Annotated in this window: 15 protein-coding genes; 3 read left to right on the forward strand and 12 right to left on the reverse strand. The window is 46.1% G+C overall.

Annotated features, from left to right (window positions below; all coding sequences use genetic code 11):
- Positions 1 to 3 precede the first annotated feature (3 nt).
- Positions 4 to 3,357, reverse strand: coding sequence for a DUF5107 domain-containing protein (locus tag ESB13_RS07500; RefSeq protein ID WP_129002388.1), 3,354 nt, complete (start codon positions 3,355 to 3,357; stop codon positions 4 to 6).
- Between the two features lie 111 nt (positions 3,358 to 3,468).
- Here ESB13_RS07500 and ESB13_RS07505 point away from each other — a divergent pair, with 111 nt between their 5' ends.
- From ESB13_RS07505 to ESB13_RS07515, 3 genes are all read left to right on the forward strand, one after another.
- Positions 3,469 to 4,371 carry a helix-turn-helix domain-containing protein gene (locus tag ESB13_RS07505; RefSeq protein WP_129002389.1) on the forward strand — a complete coding sequence of 301 codons (903 nt, stop codon included), beginning with the start codon at positions 3,469 to 3,471 and terminating at the stop codon, positions 4,369 to 4,371.
- Between the two features lie 110 nt (positions 4,372 to 4,481).
- Positions 4,482 to 4,904, forward strand: coding sequence for an SRPBCC family protein (locus ESB13_RS07510; RefSeq protein WP_129002390.1), 423 nt, complete (start codon positions 4,482 to 4,484; stop codon positions 4,902 to 4,904).
- Between the two features lie 8 nt (positions 4,905 to 4,912).
- Positions 4,913 to 5,482, forward strand: coding sequence for a dihydrofolate reductase family protein (locus tag ESB13_RS07515; RefSeq protein WP_129002391.1), 570 nt, complete (start codon positions 4,913 to 4,915; stop codon positions 5,480 to 5,482).
- Positions 5,483 to 5,601: 119 nt separating this feature from the next.
- On the opposite strand, the gene ESB13_RS07520 is transcribed toward ESB13_RS07515, so the two are convergent.
- The 11 genes from ESB13_RS07520 to ESB13_RS07570 form a co-directional block, all read right to left on the reverse strand.
- The gene (locus ESB13_RS07520) at positions 5,602 to 6,129 is read right to left on the reverse strand and encodes a hypothetical protein (RefSeq protein ID WP_129002392.1); all 528 of its coding nucleotides are present in this window, start codon (positions 6,127 to 6,129) and stop codon (positions 5,602 to 5,604) included.
- Between the two features lie 182 nt (positions 6,130 to 6,311).
- Positions 6,312 to 7,406 carry a glutamine-hydrolyzing carbamoyl-phosphate synthase small subunit gene (gene carA, locus ESB13_RS07525; protein ID WP_129002393.1) on the reverse strand — a complete coding sequence of 365 codons (1,095 nt, stop codon included), beginning with the start codon at positions 7,404 to 7,406 and terminating at the stop codon, positions 6,312 to 6,314.
- A 153-nt stretch (positions 7,407 to 7,559) separates the two neighbouring features.
- Positions 7,560 to 8,087, reverse strand: a complete 528-nt coding sequence (gene rplQ / locus ESB13_RS07530; protein WP_129002394.1) for a 50S ribosomal protein L17 — start codon at positions 8,085 to 8,087, stop codon at positions 7,560 to 7,562.
- Positions 8,088 to 8,158: 71 nt separating this feature from the next.
- Complete coding sequence (locus ESB13_RS07535) at positions 8,159 to 9,157, reverse strand: DNA-directed RNA polymerase subunit alpha (RefSeq protein WP_129002395.1); 999 nt, start codon at positions 9,155 to 9,157, stop codon at positions 8,159 to 8,161.
- Between the two features lie 29 nt (positions 9,158 to 9,186).
- A complete protein-coding gene (rpsD, locus tag ESB13_RS07540) occupies positions 9,187 to 9,792 on the reverse strand; it encodes a 30S ribosomal protein S4 (RefSeq protein WP_129002396.1) in 606 nt (201 codons plus the stop codon).
- Between the two features lie 113 nt (positions 9,793 to 9,905).
- Entirely contained in the window at positions 9,906 to 10,307 is a 402-nt protein-coding gene (gene rpsK / locus ESB13_RS07545) for a 30S ribosomal protein S11 (protein WP_129002397.1), read from the reverse strand.
- A gap of 162 nt (positions 10,308 to 10,469) precedes the next feature.
- Positions 10,470 to 10,850, reverse strand: coding sequence for a 30S ribosomal protein S13 (gene rpsM / locus ESB13_RS07550; protein WP_129002398.1), 381 nt, complete (start codon positions 10,848 to 10,850; stop codon positions 10,470 to 10,472).
- Positions 10,851 to 10,890: 40 nt separating this feature from the next.
- Entirely contained in the window at positions 10,891 to 11,007 is a 117-nt protein-coding gene (ykgO, locus tag ESB13_RS07555; protein ID WP_066209001.1) for a type B 50S ribosomal protein L36, read from the reverse strand.
- 43 nt (positions 11,008 to 11,050) lie between these two features.
- Positions 11,051 to 11,269: a translation initiation factor IF-1 gene (gene infA / locus ESB13_RS07560; protein ID WP_129002399.1), complete on the reverse strand. Its 219-nt coding sequence runs from the start codon at positions 11,267 to 11,269 to the stop codon at positions 11,051 to 11,053.
- Positions 11,270 to 11,384: 115 nt separating this feature from the next.
- A complete protein-coding gene (locus ESB13_RS07565; protein ID WP_129002400.1) occupies positions 11,385 to 14,195 on the reverse strand; it encodes a TolB family protein in 2,811 nt (936 codons plus the stop codon).
- 234 nt (positions 14,196 to 14,429) lie between these two features.
- The gene (locus tag ESB13_RS07570) at positions 14,430 to 15,440 is read right to left on the reverse strand and encodes an arabinan endo-1,5-alpha-L-arabinosidase (protein ID WP_129002401.1); all 1,011 of its coding nucleotides are present in this window, start codon (positions 15,438 to 15,440) and stop codon (positions 14,430 to 14,432) included.
- Positions 15,441 to 15,448: the final 8 nt, after the last annotated feature.

The raw sequence follows: 15,448 nt of genomic DNA on the forward strand, positions 1-15,448 counted from the left end.
TCTTCATTTGTCTGTCACTACCGGTAGCGCCATCATCTCATACTGCTTTATTACAGCCAGGTGCGTTATGGCACCCTGGTGGCTGTTATCGGCACGCAACACAGCTTCAAACAAACCGGAAGCCTTTTCTACTCCTTCACCACCCATACCCAGGTGTCCCAATCCCATCATATACAAACAGTGAATCCGGTTTCGCTCATCGAGATCAGCATCAAAAACAAGAAGATCTGGTAATGATACAGCGAAATAGTCAATAGAAATATGATCTTCAATATGTTCTTCTCCAAATGCAATAAGCCGTTCGAATATCTCTCTTGCTTTTTCTTCCTCTCCGAGTTTCAGCCATGCCAGTCCCTGGTAAAAGATCTTGTCGGGCTGAGGATCATTATAAAACACTGCCTGCACAGGTTTGCTGATACCTTCCGTTGCCTGCCGGTAATAAGAAACAGCTTTCTTATGATCCGGTATCTTTTCCAATGCCAGTCCTTTCAGGAACGCGATATCATTTTCCTGGCAGCCATACAATTTGCCTTCGCCTAAATTCTCCGGGTAATTTTCGGCCGCTTCAAGCAGGCGTAGGGCATCCTCAGGCAAGCCGCCCGCAATAGCCTCCCTGGCAAGCGCCAGGTGGCAAATAAGATGCTGGTTCACTACCTTTCCCTCTCCTCCTTCCCAGGGATGAAATGTAAAATCTTCCAGTAATGTCTTTGCCTTGCTGAACCCGCCCGTAATATTATATAAAGTGATCCGTTCCAGGTACAGATCATCACGTTGTATAACAAGATCAGGATAGCTTTCCAGCAACTGCAGCCTTTCCAGGGCGCCCACATTCATCTTCCGGTGTAACTGGTCTAATTCCATTAATACACGCGCATCGGAAGTATCGAGCTGAAAGGCATACCGGAGCGTTGTCAGCGCTTTATGGGCATCCTGCCGTTTGTTATAATAGGCAAGCGCCAGGTTGCGGAATACGGTAGGAAATTGATCATCGATGGCTGCCGACTGCTCCCAGCAACTGATGGCCTCATCATATTGACGTTTGTCGTACCAGAAATTACCAACAAAATAAAGCGCCTTTGCATCCGTGGGATTTACTTTTAGTGCTGCCTCAAGAATACAAAGCTCTTCCAGCCGGTTAGGAAAAATAAAATCCGGTGGCCGGGAAGCCCCTTCCCTAAAGCAGGCCAGTGCAGTTTTACGGTCACCTGCCAGCAACGCAAACCAGCCCATATAATAAGGAAGCAATGTATAATTATTCATTTCGTGGCAGATCTCAAGGAATTTACCCGCATCACGGTAAAGCCCCGCATGAGCATAGTCCAGTGCATATTCAAGATAGTTATGCTCCCAGTTCCTGCTAATGTGTTTCAGGTGATGCAAAGCCGCTCTCGCAGCATCATTATCAGGGAGCAGCAGGTATTGCTCAAAAAGACAGCCGAAATTAAACGGGTCGATACCAAGGCTTTCTTCCGCAAAAGCAAGCGCAGCCTCGGCCCTCCCAAGTTTTCTCAGTATGAAACACCTGGCATGCCTGGCCGAATGACTGTTATAATTACGAAGAAGGGACTTCTCGATAAAAACCAGCGCCGCCTCAAAATCGCCCTTTTTACAGGCAAGCCGCGCAAGGTTGAAAAATCCTGCATGCTGCCATGCATCATTCCACACACATTTATAGAAAGCATCAAACGCTTCCTCATTCTTTCCCTGGAAAACCAGCGACCAGCCCAGGTTATAATAAGCCTCCGAATCGTAAGGATTCGGGTTACGCCGGGTAAGCGTAGCAATCGCCTGCCTGAAATAGCCTTCCGCCTTTTCAAACCGGCCGGCTTTCAGGTTCCGGAGCCCCAGTGCATTGTTATTCCTTACATCGCCGGGATGACGCCTCAATGCCTCTTCATAATATCTTTCAGGCGCAAAGGTCGCATGGCGGTATTGCTCCAGGTGTAAACCTGTTAAATAAAGCTCTTCGTTGTCCGCTATTGCTTCGGGCTGCCTGGCAGCCTGTGCGGCATCAGGAATCTCCTTCTGCTCTGCCTTTACCTCCCGGTAACTTACTAGTTCCTTCTTAGTATCCAGATCCGTTACTACCAGGTAGATCTTCCCGGTAGCAGCAACACCGTCAAGCGAAACCACCTTGCAATATGGCTGCTCAGGTGAGGTAGCAGTTACTACCTCGAATACAGGAACGCCGGCCATGAAAAGCACGATCTTAACGCGCTTGTACGCTGCCGTCGTATACAGCCTGATGTCGGCATTGGCGCCATTCAGCTCAATATTGACAATCGCCTCTTTCGTTGCATTTTTTACATTCCCCACTTCCCTGTACGGCATGAAATATTGCACGAACGTCTTTTCCTCGTAAGGATGCAACCAGGAAAAATCCGGCTGGTTATCGGTGAACACGCCCGTCATTAACTCTATATAGGGACCATCCTCATCGGTAAGATTTCTGTCCCATGCCTGCCCGAATGCACCATTGCCCCAGGTCCACTGCTTCTTTCCCGTAGCTACATGATGATCTGCCACATGTAATAACCCGCCCTGTACATCGTGCTCATACCCTCCGATAAAATCATATTCAGATCGTATAGCCATATACGAGGTTGGCACAGGTATATTCTTATAACGGGAAATATCAGTCCCCGGCGCATAGTTCACCTTATAGTATTCTCCCTTTGCAATGGGAAAAGAAGAGACATCACGCTTGCCATGATCGAAAACCGCGTACACATCAGGCGGAAAAACAGATTGATAATGATCATTTACTTTCACCGCCGGGTTCGCCCACCACAAAAACGTTTGCGCAAACGGCGTACGATTATAAAGCCTTCCTTCTATCTCTATATAAGCTTTGTCAGGATAAAGTCTGAAACCTGCTCTCCCCTTCGTCCGGAACATACGTTCTACCTCATTCACCCAAACGGTTTTACTGCCATCGGCATGTTCTTCAATCGTGAAATCTACAGGCTCGAATGTAGAAGGACGGTGATGCTGGGGCCAGTTGAATTCAATACCACCCGATATCCACGGACCGGTTAAGCCAACCAAAGCAGGCTTTATGACACGGTTATAGTACACAAAATGCCTGTCCTTCACTTTGTCATAAGCCATCTGTATCCTGCCTCCCAGCTCCGGCAGTATCATTACCTTAATGTACTTGTTCTCCAGGAAAACCGCATGATACTTCTTATCGATCTTCTCATCATAGATCTTCTCAATTACCGCATGCGGATAAACAACGCCACTGCTTCCCTGGTAAACCCTTCTTTCAAGAAACATCGGATTCTTTTCAGGAGTTCCCACGGGATATGTAGGAATAATAACCTCCTCCTCCCAAACCATTACTTTATTCTGCATACAGCAAGCAATATTTTATCAGTCAAAATAAATGGTTTTACAAAGCCCAGGCAATAGAGTAATTTTAGGATTAGATGGATTATTTTTCGGTTGCAGCATATTATGATACCAATGAAGATCTTCAGAAAAAAAGATGGCTTCCAGGGACAAAAAGCCATCGTCATCCCTAAGTCGGTATATACCGCAAAATGCACTAAAGATCCAATGATCAGTAACCTGTTCATCACGAACATAGGTTATTACCCCAATGCGCATTATCACTTCAGAAGCAGGCCCAGGGGAACAGACCAGCATATACTTATTTTCTGTCATGAGGGAAAAGGTTATGTAACCATAGAAAGCACTGAATACACGATTAACCCCGGCGAGTTTATCATCATCCCCATGAAAGCAAGCCACACCTATACAGCAGATAAAAGCCATCCATGGACAATTTACTGGGTTCACTTTAAAGGGAATGCCGCACAGGAAATAGTAAACAGGTTTCAAAAGAACAGCGCCGGCAAGATGTTCCTGCAGTCACCCGGAAAGTGCATCGATCTATTCAACGACATCTACAGCCAGCTCGAAAGAGGATATGGCAAAGACACATTGGCTTACGTGAATATGAGCTTCTGGCATTTTATAGCTGCCATGCTGTTCAATGAAGCGGTGGACGTAAAAGAAACAAAGGACAAGGGCGCCATTGAAAAAGCAATAGACTTTCTCTCCAAAAATGTTGACAAGCCTGTTACACTCGAAGAAATAGCAGCACAGGCCAGCCTGTCGCCGGCCCACTTTTCCGCTACTTTTAAGAAAAGAACGGGCTTTTCGCCCATCGAATATTTTACACAGCTGAAGATCCAGAAAGCCTGCCAGTATCTCCTGTTCACAGAGTTAAGAATTAAAGAAATAGCACAGGAGCTGGGTATAGAAGACCCCTATTATTTTTCTAGGCTTTTCACAAAAGTGATAGGCAGTTCACCAAATCAATACAGGGCAAACAGGCGTAACGATAAACCAATAGGCGGTTAAATAAATTTGTCGTGATCACCCCGCTATTTGTCGGTTTTACCCGGTTGTTTTCCCTGTATTTCCCTGAGATTTGTACCACACACAAAGCAATCATTCTAAAGTACCATCAAATGGAAAACAAAGCACCCGTTATCACCGTACAAACTATTGTCAACGTACCAGTCGCCAAAGCCTGGGAATACTGGTCTGAACCGGAGCATATCACCAAATGGAACAGCGCTTCCGAAGATTGGCATACGCCCAGGGCGGAAAACGACCTGCGTACAGGCGGCAAGTTCTCTTCGCGTATGGAAGCGAAAGACGGCAGCATGGGCTTCGATTTCGGAGGTGTTTACGACCTCGTAAAAGACCAGGAATACATCGGGTATCATATGGCCGACGGCCGACAGGTACAGATCTTCTTTACCGCAGAAGGCAACCAAACCAAAATCGTGGAAAGCTTCGATCCCGAATCTCAAAACCCCATAGAAATGCAGCAGGCAGGATGGCAGGCCATCATGGATAATTTCAAAACATACGTTGAATCAAACTAAAAACCGTTATGGCAAAGATTATATTATTCATGCACGCGTCACTCGACAGTTTTGCTGCCGGCCCAAAGGGTGAAATGGATTGGATTCATGTAGACGAGGAGATCTTCGACTTTGGCGCAGAAAGGATCACCAAAACCAATACGGCTTTATACGGCAGGGTCACTTTTCAGATGATGGAAAGCTACTGGCCAACAGCAGCAGAACAGCCCGGGGCAAGCAAACACGACAGGGAGCACGCTGCCTGGTACAAAAGCACGCACAAAGTTGTCTTGTCCAATACACTCAACCAGGCGGCATTCACTAATACTACTGTGATCGGAAACAACGACGTCGATGCCATTCGCGAATTAAAAAAAAATACAACAGGCGAAATACTGCTCTTTGGAAGCCCTTCAACAGCACACGCACTCCTGGCAGAAAGCCTTATCGATGAGTCCTGGCTTTTTGTAAACCCCGTAGTGTTAGGTGAAGGCATTCCTGTATTCAAAAACAGGAAACAAAAACAGCCGCTGAAACTCCTGCAAACACATGTATTCAGCTCAGGTGTGGTTTGCCTTCGCCACGAACTAAAGTATTAAAACAAATATTCCAGGCATGCACATTAAAAAGCCGCTTTCATCGCCCGTTAGGCAAAATGAAAGCGGCCGAAAAATAATATATCGCTACAGGTGTTGTTTCAACAACACCTGGCTATCGCCTAGTATTTATAAGCAATACCTGATTTCATGGACTGAACGCCACCAAAACCACGGCTTCCGCTACCAGCCATACCTGCGTCTTTATCAGAAGTTATGAGAACAAAAGGGCAACCTTGTTCAGCAGCCTCCTTTTTCAGTTTTTCCTGTGCTTTCTTATCGCCACCAGCAGCAGTTCTGTAGTTGATCATAGATGTTTTTCCCCTTACTTCACCCACTTTATTCAGGCCTGTTACTGCAGATTTGTCTTCCAGGATAACAACATTCTCCCAATCATCTTTTGAAGAAACAATGATTTTTTTGGTAACTTCTTCTACACGGCCACTTTTACCATATACAATTTGTTTTACAGCGTACTTGCTAATCGTTTGCTCCGCATCTTCATTCACGTATTTGTAAATAATAGTGAACTCATTTACCTTAACAACGGTACATTCTACAGTTTTACCATTGTGAAGCGAGATTTTGTCAGACTGTGCAGAAACTAGGGTTGTTACAAAAAAACATAAAGCAGCGAATAATGACTTCATAATTGTTTATTTGGGTTTAAAATTGGGTGCAATTATAAGGTAATTGTATCATTTATTTATTATTTAGGGAATGGCCTGCAAACTTTTATTGAATTAAGTTTACACGCCGGCAGGGGGAAAATATAAATGCCCGTATCAAAAGATACAGGCACTTATAAGTATTATAGCGAACCGTTTCCGGCTTACTTCATCAACGCAATAAAATCATCGAAAAGATACCTGCTGTCAAATGGTCCAGGTGTGCTTTCCGGGTGGTATTGTACGCTGAATGCAGGCTTATTTTTGATACGGATACCTTCAATGGACTCGTCATTCAGGTTCACGTGCGTGATCTCCACATTCGGATGTTTACGCACCGCTTCCGGATCAACACCAAACCCATGATTTTGCGTAGTGATCTCCGATCTCCCTGTCTGCAGATTTTTCACCGGGTGGTTCAATCCCCTGTGACCATGGTGCATTTTAAAGGTAGGAATATCGTTAGCCAATGCCAGCAGCTGATGGCCAAGACAAATACCAAACAATGGCTTCTCTTCAGCCAGAATCGCCTTCAGCGTCTCTACAGCATAAGGCATCGCAGAAGGATCACCAGGTCCGTTGGAAATGAAATATCCGTTAGGATTGAATTCTTTCAAACGTGCCAATGGCGTTTTAGCCGGGTGAACACGAATATGTGCTCCTCTGTCGGTCAAACAGGTAAGAATATTCCTTTTCACACCAAAGTCCAGTACCGCAACTTTCAATGGCGACGCAGGATCACCAAGCTCATATTCCTCGGTAGTACTTACTTCGCTGGCCAGCTCCAGACCGTCCATATCGGGCACTTTAGCCAGTTCTGCTTTCAGTTGGTCTATATCCAGTATTTCGGAAGAAATAATACAGTTCATAGCCCCTTTGGTACGGATATGGGCAACCAGCGCGCGGGTGTCTACATCTTCGATAGAAACGATATTGTTCTCTTTCAGGTAGGCATCCAGTGAATCGGTAGCCTGGTAACGGGAGTAACGCTCTTCGAGATTGCGGCCAATAAGTCCTCTTATTTTAACACTTTTACTTTCTACATCAGTAATGTTCACACCGTAGTTGCCGGTATGTACATTGTTCATAATAAGTACCTGCCCTGAGTAGCTGGGATCGGTGAACACCTCCTGGTAACCGGTCATACCGGTATTGAAGCAGATCTCCCCGGTAGTAGTGCCAGTAGCTCCAAAGGCTTTACCGTGAAAAACATGTCCGTCAGCTAACAGTAATATTGCAGGTTTTTGTGTCTGGGGCATCTTCGTATCAGTAATTTTTTGCAAAAAAAGTATATAAAAATGAAATAAACCTCTAAAATTACCCACACCTTTCCTAACAAGGGTACGGTGGCAAGAAAAAAGGCAAAACCGGTAAACGATTTTGCCTTTTTCAATGTCAAAAGAGCTTCATTATTATTCAGCAGCTTTTTCTTCAGTGTTCGACTCTTCGGCAGGTGCCACTTCTGGCGCAGCTTCTTCAGATGCAGCAGCTTTCTTACGGCTACCACCGGCACGACGCGTTTTCTTAGCAGGCTCAGCAGCTTTTACTACATTGTTACCGTAGATTTCGTTGAAGTCTACCAGTTCAATCAATGCAGTTTCAGCATTGTCACCTACACGAATACCTAACTTGATGATACGTGTGTATCCACCGGGACGGCCGGCCACTTTAGGAGCGATAACTGTAAAAAGTTCTTTTACAGCAGCTTTATCCTGCAGGTAGCTGAACACCACACGGTGCTGGTGGCTGATCTGTAACTCGTTTTCAACCTTTTTGGTTTTGGTGATCAGAGGCTCAACATAAGTCCTTAATACTTTAGCTTTTGCCAGAGTAGTAACGATACGTTTGTGCACGATCAGCTGACTTGCCAGGTTGGCGAGTAACGCTTCTCTGTGGGCTTTCTTACGGCCCAGATTGTTGACTTTGTCTCCGTGACGCATGACATTTAATTTGTAGCCTGTACCGTGTCAGGAATTACAGGCCTGTTATGAATAGCTGTAAATACTACAGCTTAATCTAAATTATCGAGGCCCAGTTTGCTGAGGTCCATACCAAAGTGTAAACCTCTCTCGGTTAACACCTGCTCAATTTCACTCAGTGATTTCTGGCCAAAGTTTCTGAACTTCATCAGGTCTTCCTGTTCGTACTGAACGAGTTCGCTGAGAGAGTTGATCTTGGCAGCCTTCAGACAGTTGAAAGCACGTACCGACAGATCGAGATCTTCCAGCGGTGTTTTCAATACTTTCCTCAGTTGTAATACCTGCTCGTCTACCACATCTTCTTTCTTATCTTCCTTATTATCAAAAGTGATGTTTTCATCAGTAATGATCATCAGGTGCTGGATAAGAATGCGGGAAGCCTGTTTAACAGCTTCTTCAGGATGGATAGTACCATCGGTAGCAACGTCAAGAACCAGTTTCTCGTAGTCGGTCCTTTGTTCTACACGATAGTTTTCTATAGCATACTTCACATTCTTGATAGGAGTATGAATAGAATCGATAGGAATATATCCGAATGGAGCTTCTTTAACCTTGTTCTCTTCAGCTGGTACATAACCGCGGCCTTTCGCTACAGTCAGTTCCACGTCGAGTTTAGCAGTGCTGTCCATAGTACAGATCACCAGCTCAGGATTCATTACCTGGAAGCTTTGGGTTCCTTCACCTATATTGGCAGCAGTGAATTCTGTTTTGCCTTTAATAGATAAAGTGATCTTTTCGCTGGCCACATCGTGCTCAACGCTTTTCTTGAAACGAACCTGTTTCAGGTTCAGGATAATTTCTGTAACGTCTTCAGTTACACCTTTGATAGTAGCAAACTCGTGGTCAACACCGTCGATTTTGATACCTACAATAGCGAAACCTTCAAGGCTGCTCAGTAATACCCGGCGTAAAGCGTTGCCAACAGTTAAGCCGTATCCAGGCTCGAGGGGACGAAATTCAAATTGCCCTTCAAAGTCGTTCGCTTTCTGCAGAACGATCTTATCTGGCTTTTGGAAGTTTAAAATGGCCATTTTATATTCCAGGTTTTAATTATGGACTACTATTTAGAGTATAATTCGACGATCAGTTGTTCCTTGATGTTCTCAGGAACACTTTCCCTGTCAGGGTAAGTAATGAACGTACCAGTTTTCTCTGTGTCATTCCAGTCTAACCAACCGAATTTAGGATTTTTACCGCGAATCTGACTTGTTAAAGCGGTATTGCCTTCGCTTTTTTCTTTCAGACCGATAGAATCACCGGGTTTCAGTTGATAAGAAGGGATATTTACGATAGCACCGTTAACAGTGATATGCTTGTGGCTTACCAGCTGACGGGCAGCAGGACGGGAAGGAGCAATACCTAAACGGAACACAGTGTTGTCTAAACGCGCTTCAAGAAGCTTGATCAGGTTCTCACCGGTAACGCCTTTAATACGTGCCGCTTCTTCAAAAGTGTTACGGAACTGACGTTCAAGAACACCGTAAGTATATTTCGCTTTTTGCTTTTCTTTCAGCTGAACAGCATACTCACCCAGTTGCTTGCGCTTACGGGCAGCACCATGCTGACCCGGAGGGTTGCTGTTCTTGTTTAACCACTTGCCATTTCCGAGAATAGGCTCACCGAAAATACGGCTGATCTTTGTTTTTGGTCCGGTATAACGTGCCATTGCTTTTGTTTTGTGATTTTTTAGTGTCGATGCTTCATCTGTAAAAATCTAAAATAAATGGAGCACCCTGTGTATGAATAAAAGCTGCCTCCCCGCAGGAAAGCAGCATATAATTAAACTCTTCTCTTTTTGGGAGGACGACAACCATTGTGTGGTAAAGGAGTAACGTCTTTGATCATGTTAACTTCAATACCGGATTGTGCCAGCGCACGGATAGCGCCTTCACGTCCTGAACCTGGACCTTTCACATATACATCTACTCTTTTCAGACCTGCTTCCAGTGCAACTTTAGCAGCATCCTGAGCAGCCATCTGAGCCGCATAAGGAGTGTTCTTCTTAGAACCCCTGAAACCCATTTTACCAGCTGAAGACCAGCTGATCACTTGCCCGGTTTTGTTGGTAAGTACAATGATAACATTGTTGAAGGTAGCGCTAACATGGGCGTCGCCATATGCGTCAACTTTTACTACCCTTTTCTTCGCAGCTGCTTTCGCGCTGTTTTGTGCTTTTGCCATAATGCTTTTGAGGTAATCTTCTTTAAAAATCTAAGCCCCTCCTTTCCCCTAAGGAACTATCCGGCGGCTTTATATAAAAATTCCAGAGAACACATACCATATCTTAGCTCCTTGCCCCAGGGCATAGAAACAGGATAAAGGATCCGTTCTCTGGTAAATTCACTATTTCTTAGTGGCCTTTTTCTTACCGGCAACTGTTTTACGCTTACCTTTCCTGGTACGGCTGTTAGTACGGGTACGCTGTCCACGTAAAGGCAACCCTTTACGATGACGAAGTCCACGGTAACAAGCGATATCCAGTAAACGCTTGATGTTCATCTGAACTTCACTACGTAAAGCACCTTCTACCTTTAACTCATTATTAATGACGTTACGGATAGCACCTTGCTCTTCGTCGTTCCACTCATTTACTTTCTTGTCATAGGAGATCCCTGACTGATCTAAGATGTAACGAGCGGTAGAACGGCCTATACCGAAAATATAGGTCAAACCTATTTCGCCTCTTTTGTTCTTTGGTAAGTCTATACCGGCAATACGAGCCATAGTCTTATTTTAGATTTACTATTTTAATTAATGTCAAAAATTAACCCTGCCTTTGCTTAAAGCGAGGATTCTTTTTGTTGATGATGTACAATTTGCCTTTCCTGCGTACAATCTTGCAGTCGGCGCTACGCTTTTTAACTGATGCTCTAACTTTCATAATTGTGTATTTAGCTGTAAGTCTTCACCCGAATGGCTCCAGCTTACTTATACCTGAATATGATTCTTCCCCTTGACAAATCGTACGGACTCATTTCCACTCCCACTTTGTCCCCTGGCAATATCCTGATGTAGTGCATCCGCATCTTACCGGATATCGTGGCCAGAATTTCATGGCCATTTTCTAATTTTACCCTGAACATCGCGTTGCTCAGCGCCTCAATTATTACACCATCCTGTTTGATCAATGATTGTTTAGACATACGATTTTTGGGAGCGCAAAGATAGAAATATGCAATTGAATTATAAAATAAATGGGGACTTTTTTCACGTTTTTGTGAATAAATTCCTTTTTTCAGGCGCAAATATAGGCTTTCCTTACCGGTTAAACAGGTTAACAGGCCATATTATTTCCCAGATGTTCCGCCCCTGCCCCCCAAAATACGGACTGTTCAGCAACCGGTTATAACGAAATCCAAATGTCACTCCCTCCTGGTTCCACCACCGTGTATCAAAGTACATTTCCATCCCCGCCGTCCCAAATCGTGTTGTAACACCGGTACGCAGACTCTTCCCCCCGGTCACATCGTAAAACAGGTTGGCTCTTATCCGCCGGAAATAAACCACCTGCGCCAGCCCCCAGTCCGGCAACCATAACGGCAAATGATAATTGGCCCCCAAACGCCACATCCGCGGATAATCAACAGCCTGGTACCCCCGCGAAAACGGGAAATTGCTCGAAAAACTATACCCGCCGCTGGTATCCCGCGCCTGCCACGACGCCGAAAGCACTATACTGTGCGAAGCCGCCAGCCCCGGTAAATAAAAATTACCACTCGCCAGAAACTGCCGGGAATTGACTCCCTGGTTCAGCGCCTGCCTGTACTGCAGCAGCAACGAATGCCCCCAGTGTGGATAAATATGCTGTGCAGCAGCCTGTATCTGCCCCGAATACTGCACCCTCGCTTCCATATAATGAACGAAACTGATAGGCTTTAAAAGCCGTTTCGCCATCCCGGTCCAGTTCGCATCCACCGCATTGTAAGAACTCGTAAATACCAGCGACCGGTATTGCTTTCCACCCGAAAGCAGCAACGGCAAACGCAACCCCACCGTTCCCACCGTTTCATTCCAGTTGAAAACCGTATCCCGGTTATACCTGATCCGCCGCTGCCAGGTCTGGTTCAGCGATACAAAAGGCTGCACAAACCATCCCCCATAAGTTCCGGTATACCCTACCCTGCTGAAGCCCTCATTTTCATTATACACATATGAGAGCTCGCTTTGCAGCGTATTCAGCACATTCTGGCCGTAAACGGTGAAACTGAACTCCGGATCGTCATAATCAGGCTGCCAGCTGTGAAAATTAAACAGCCCCTTCGCCTTGGGATACTTGCGCACCGCATAACCTCCCTGCTGCACCTGCTCCAACGTCTGGTTCCACACGGGCTGAAAGGGATGTTTCACATAAAGGTTTTCCAGGCTGTCGCCGCTCGCCTTTACCGCCTGCCACGCCGACTTTAAAGCCCCAAGCCGGTACCCGTCGGCTGTAAACGCTGCCGATACTACAGCACCGCTTTTATCTACCGCCCCCTGGTAAAGACCGGTCTTGTAAACCGATAGCCGGAAATGATTACCCGAACGGCCCACATAAGCCCAGATCTCGTCATTTCCATTATTGCTCGATGTATACAAAAGGGTATCGCCCTGCACAACAGGATAGCTGAGCAAACGGTTGGCAAATCCCAGAACGGTTTCAACCTCCCCGCCTTCCACCGGCTGACGCTCTATCGACATCTCGCCGGCCGGGTTTCTATTCAGCCAGTAAACAAACCGGTCGTCAGCTGAAAACTTGGGATAAGAATATACATATCCCGCCCTGTTCTTTAAATTCCGCAAAGTATTTCCGCTGCTGTCCATCAAAACAATACTGGACTCCTGGCCGGCAGAAAATTCCGCAGCAACAATGTAACGCCCGTCATGCGCCATATCAGGAGCAAAATATCTTGTTTTCCGGGTAACGACTTTCGATCGCCCCGTTGCCACATCAAGCACCCGTATCACACTGTATTCCTGATACCCCCAGCGCACATGCGGCTGCCAGGCGGCATAAACCAGTTTGTTATTGTGGTAAGAAAAATAGTTGTCATTGGCAATGTCTCTCACAGCAATCTTCCGCTCCGTGCCATCTTCCTTTCTTTCGTAAAAAGCAGGGATCGACCGGCTGCTGTTCCGCAACGCGATAACACCGCCATCATCGGTCACATAAGGATACTGGTAGTTCACCACCTCCTTTTTACGAACCCCGGTAAGCCACCGGATACTGTCCGATGGCTGCAGTTTCCACCGCTCCTGGTAATAGCTCATCGCATCCTTTACAAACTGCTCATACGATATCCCGGCATGCCTGCGAACAGCCCCCTGGAAAGGATAGAACAACGGCTTGAAACGTACCGCATCCTGCGTTACCCGGTGCCAGAAATCATCACCGTATTTATCCCGCCCATAAGCCACCAGCAAATAACCCAGCCGGTAATGATCAGGAACATATTGCCTGAGCGATCCGTTACGCAGCTTCATATAACTATACTGTCTGTTACCAAACAGCAGCGATTTGTATCCATTAAAAAAAGCCGGTAAACGGCCCCTGCCCTGCTTGCTTACCATGGTTTCCTGGTAAACCGCATCACCTTCAAAAAACCAGTCGGGAACAGCCGCGCCATTGGCCACCGCCTGCCCGTCCTGCCCAAACAAAACCGACATCAACTTCGAAATGCCATGTCTGAAATTTCCATATTGCTGTATATGCCGGAACTCATGTATAGCCAGGTTATCGGCCCAGGCCTGGGCGCCCAGCTCCAGCGGATTCTGTGGCGGCGCCAGGTAAAACTCGCTGCGGTAAGGCCCTAATCCAACATAGCCGTTGGAATAGGTAATTTCATTCTGTAATACAATATCAATTTTACGGGTATGCGATCCAATAGAGGCAGGCTGGTGCTTTTGCAGGTAATGTGTAATGGCGGCAACTCTTTGCGCCACGCTGTCCAGCCCGCTGGGAAAGATAATTCTTACCGTATCAGTATTGATCTGTTTCCATTTTACGGAAGCGGGGTTTCCTCCAAAGGTCTGGGCAATGCTTTGGCCAACAAAAAGGCATGCTGCAACTAAAAAACCGGAACGGAAATACATTAGAGTTGGTTTATGAAATGAAAATATGGTATTTCCAATGTATTTCACCAACAAACCAGGCAGTTCAGCACTTTCTGTCTTCGTTACAGCAGACTTCCCTGTTCCCAACCTCCACACCTGCAGAAAATAGTATTTTTGAATGGCAGGCGCAATACTACCCTCATCTATGAAATAGAACGCTTTATATAGCCGTTTTAAAGCCGTCTATAGGCTGCTTTACTAGGAAAACACCCCCTACTGTACCTCCGGCCAGCCCCCCACCCACTGCAACTGTTCCATCCGCAACTTAGGCTTTCCCCTGTCACGCGCATCATAAGCATGAAACACCAGGTAGTCCGTACCATCAAACGACACCACCGCATTATGCCCTACCCCATGCCAGTCGCCATCCCCCTGTAACAGCAACGAACCGCCGCCACGCGCCATATCATTGCCATCTTTATCGATATAAGGCCCCGCTACTTTCTTCGACCGCCCTACGATCATTTTATAAGTGCTCTTCTCCCCTTTACAACAATAATCGATGGAAGCAAACAGGTAATAATACTTTCCTTTTCTAAAAATAAAAGGCGCTTCAATAGCATTCCCGCCCGCATCCACGGGATTATTATCCACCGAAGGCGGGTTGGGCGCTCCCGGGGTTTTCTTACGGCTGGCAATCGTCAGGAACGACAATGTATCCCCCGCTATATGCAGCCTGTCGGCGCTTAGCTTCGCCAGTTGCAAACCACCCCAGAAAGAACCAAATGCCAGAAAAGCATTTCCCTTTCCATCTTCAATAAGGTTCGGATCAATCGCATTCCAGTTCGTAACACCCGGATAAGATTGTAGCAGCTTCCCATGATCAGTCCAATGAAAAGCCGGATCACTCTGGTCAAGCGTTTTGTTGGTAGCCACACCTATACAAGAAGTGTTCTTGCCAAAAGCTGAAACAGAGTAGTAGAGATAATACAGCCCGTTATGGAAAGAAATATCCGGCGCCCATATATGTCCTTTAAATCCAGGAACAGCATTCACAGCCCATTGGGGCGTAGCTGTGAACACCGGTTCCTGTGCTTTCCAGTTCTTTTTATCGGTAGAACTAAACACCGAAATACCGTTCCCCGTACAAAAAATATAGTACGTGCTCCCCTGCCGTATCATCACGGGGTCATGTACAATAATATCCGGAACACTATCCGTTTGCGCATAGGCACAGCAAGCTACGCCCAGCAGCATGATACATGCAGCCAGAAGGTATTTCATATGTTGTA

The organism is Filimonas effusa (genome assembly GCF_004118675.1).
Lineage (GTDB): Bacteria > Bacteroidota > Bacteroidia > Chitinophagales > Chitinophagaceae > Filimonas > Filimonas effusa.

Coding starts and splice junctions, on each gene's coding strand:
- ESB13_RS07500 (WP_129002388.1), bottom strand. CDS start 3,357: ATGCAGAATAAAGTAATGGTTTGGGAGGAGGAGGTTATTATTCCTACA.
- ESB13_RS07505 (WP_129002389.1), top strand. CDS start 3,469: ATGAAGATCTTCAGAAAAAAAGATGGCTTCCAGGGACAAAAAGCCATC.
- ESB13_RS07510 (WP_129002390.1), top strand. CDS start 4,482: ATGGAAAACAAAGCACCCGTTATCACCGTACAAACTATTGTCAACGTA.
- ESB13_RS07515 (WP_129002391.1), top strand. CDS start 4,913: ATGGCAAAGATTATATTATTCATGCACGCGTCACTCGACAGTTTTGCT.
- ESB13_RS07520 (WP_129002392.1), bottom strand. CDS start 6,129: ATGAAGTCATTATTCGCTGCTTTATGTTTTTTTGTAACAACCCTAGTT.
- carA (WP_129002393.1), bottom strand. CDS start 7,406: ATGCCCCAGACACAAAAACCTGCAATATTACTGTTAGCTGACGGACAT.
- rplQ (WP_129002394.1), bottom strand. CDS start 8,087: ATGCGTCACGGAGACAAAGTCAACAATCTGGGCCGTAAGAAAGCCCAC.
- ESB13_RS07535 (WP_129002395.1), bottom strand. CDS start 9,157: ATGGCCATTTTAAACTTCCAAAAGCCAGATAAGATCGTTCTGCAGAAA.
- rpsD (WP_129002396.1), bottom strand. CDS start 9,792: ATGGCACGTTATACCGGACCAAAAACAAAGATCAGCCGTATTTTCGGT.
- rpsK (WP_129002397.1), bottom strand. CDS start 10,307: ATGGCAAAAGCACAAAACAGCGCGAAAGCAGCTGCGAAGAAAAGGGTA.
- rpsM (WP_129002398.1), bottom strand. CDS start 10,850: ATGGCTCGTATTGCCGGTATAGACTTACCAAAGAACAAAAGAGGCGAA.
- ykgO (WP_066209001.1), bottom strand. CDS start 11,007: ATGAAAGTTAGAGCATCAGTTAAAAAGCGTAGCGCCGACTGCAAGATT.
- infA (WP_129002399.1), bottom strand. CDS start 11,269: ATGTCTAAACAATCATTGATCAAACAGGATGGTGTAATAATTGAGGCG.
- ESB13_RS07565 (WP_129002400.1), bottom strand. CDS start 14,195: ATGTATTTCCGTTCCGGTTTTTTAGTTGCAGCATGCCTTTTTGTTGGC.
- ESB13_RS07570 (WP_129002401.1), bottom strand. CDS start 15,440: ATGAAATACCTTCTGGCTGCATGTATCATGCTGCTGGGCGTAGCTTGC.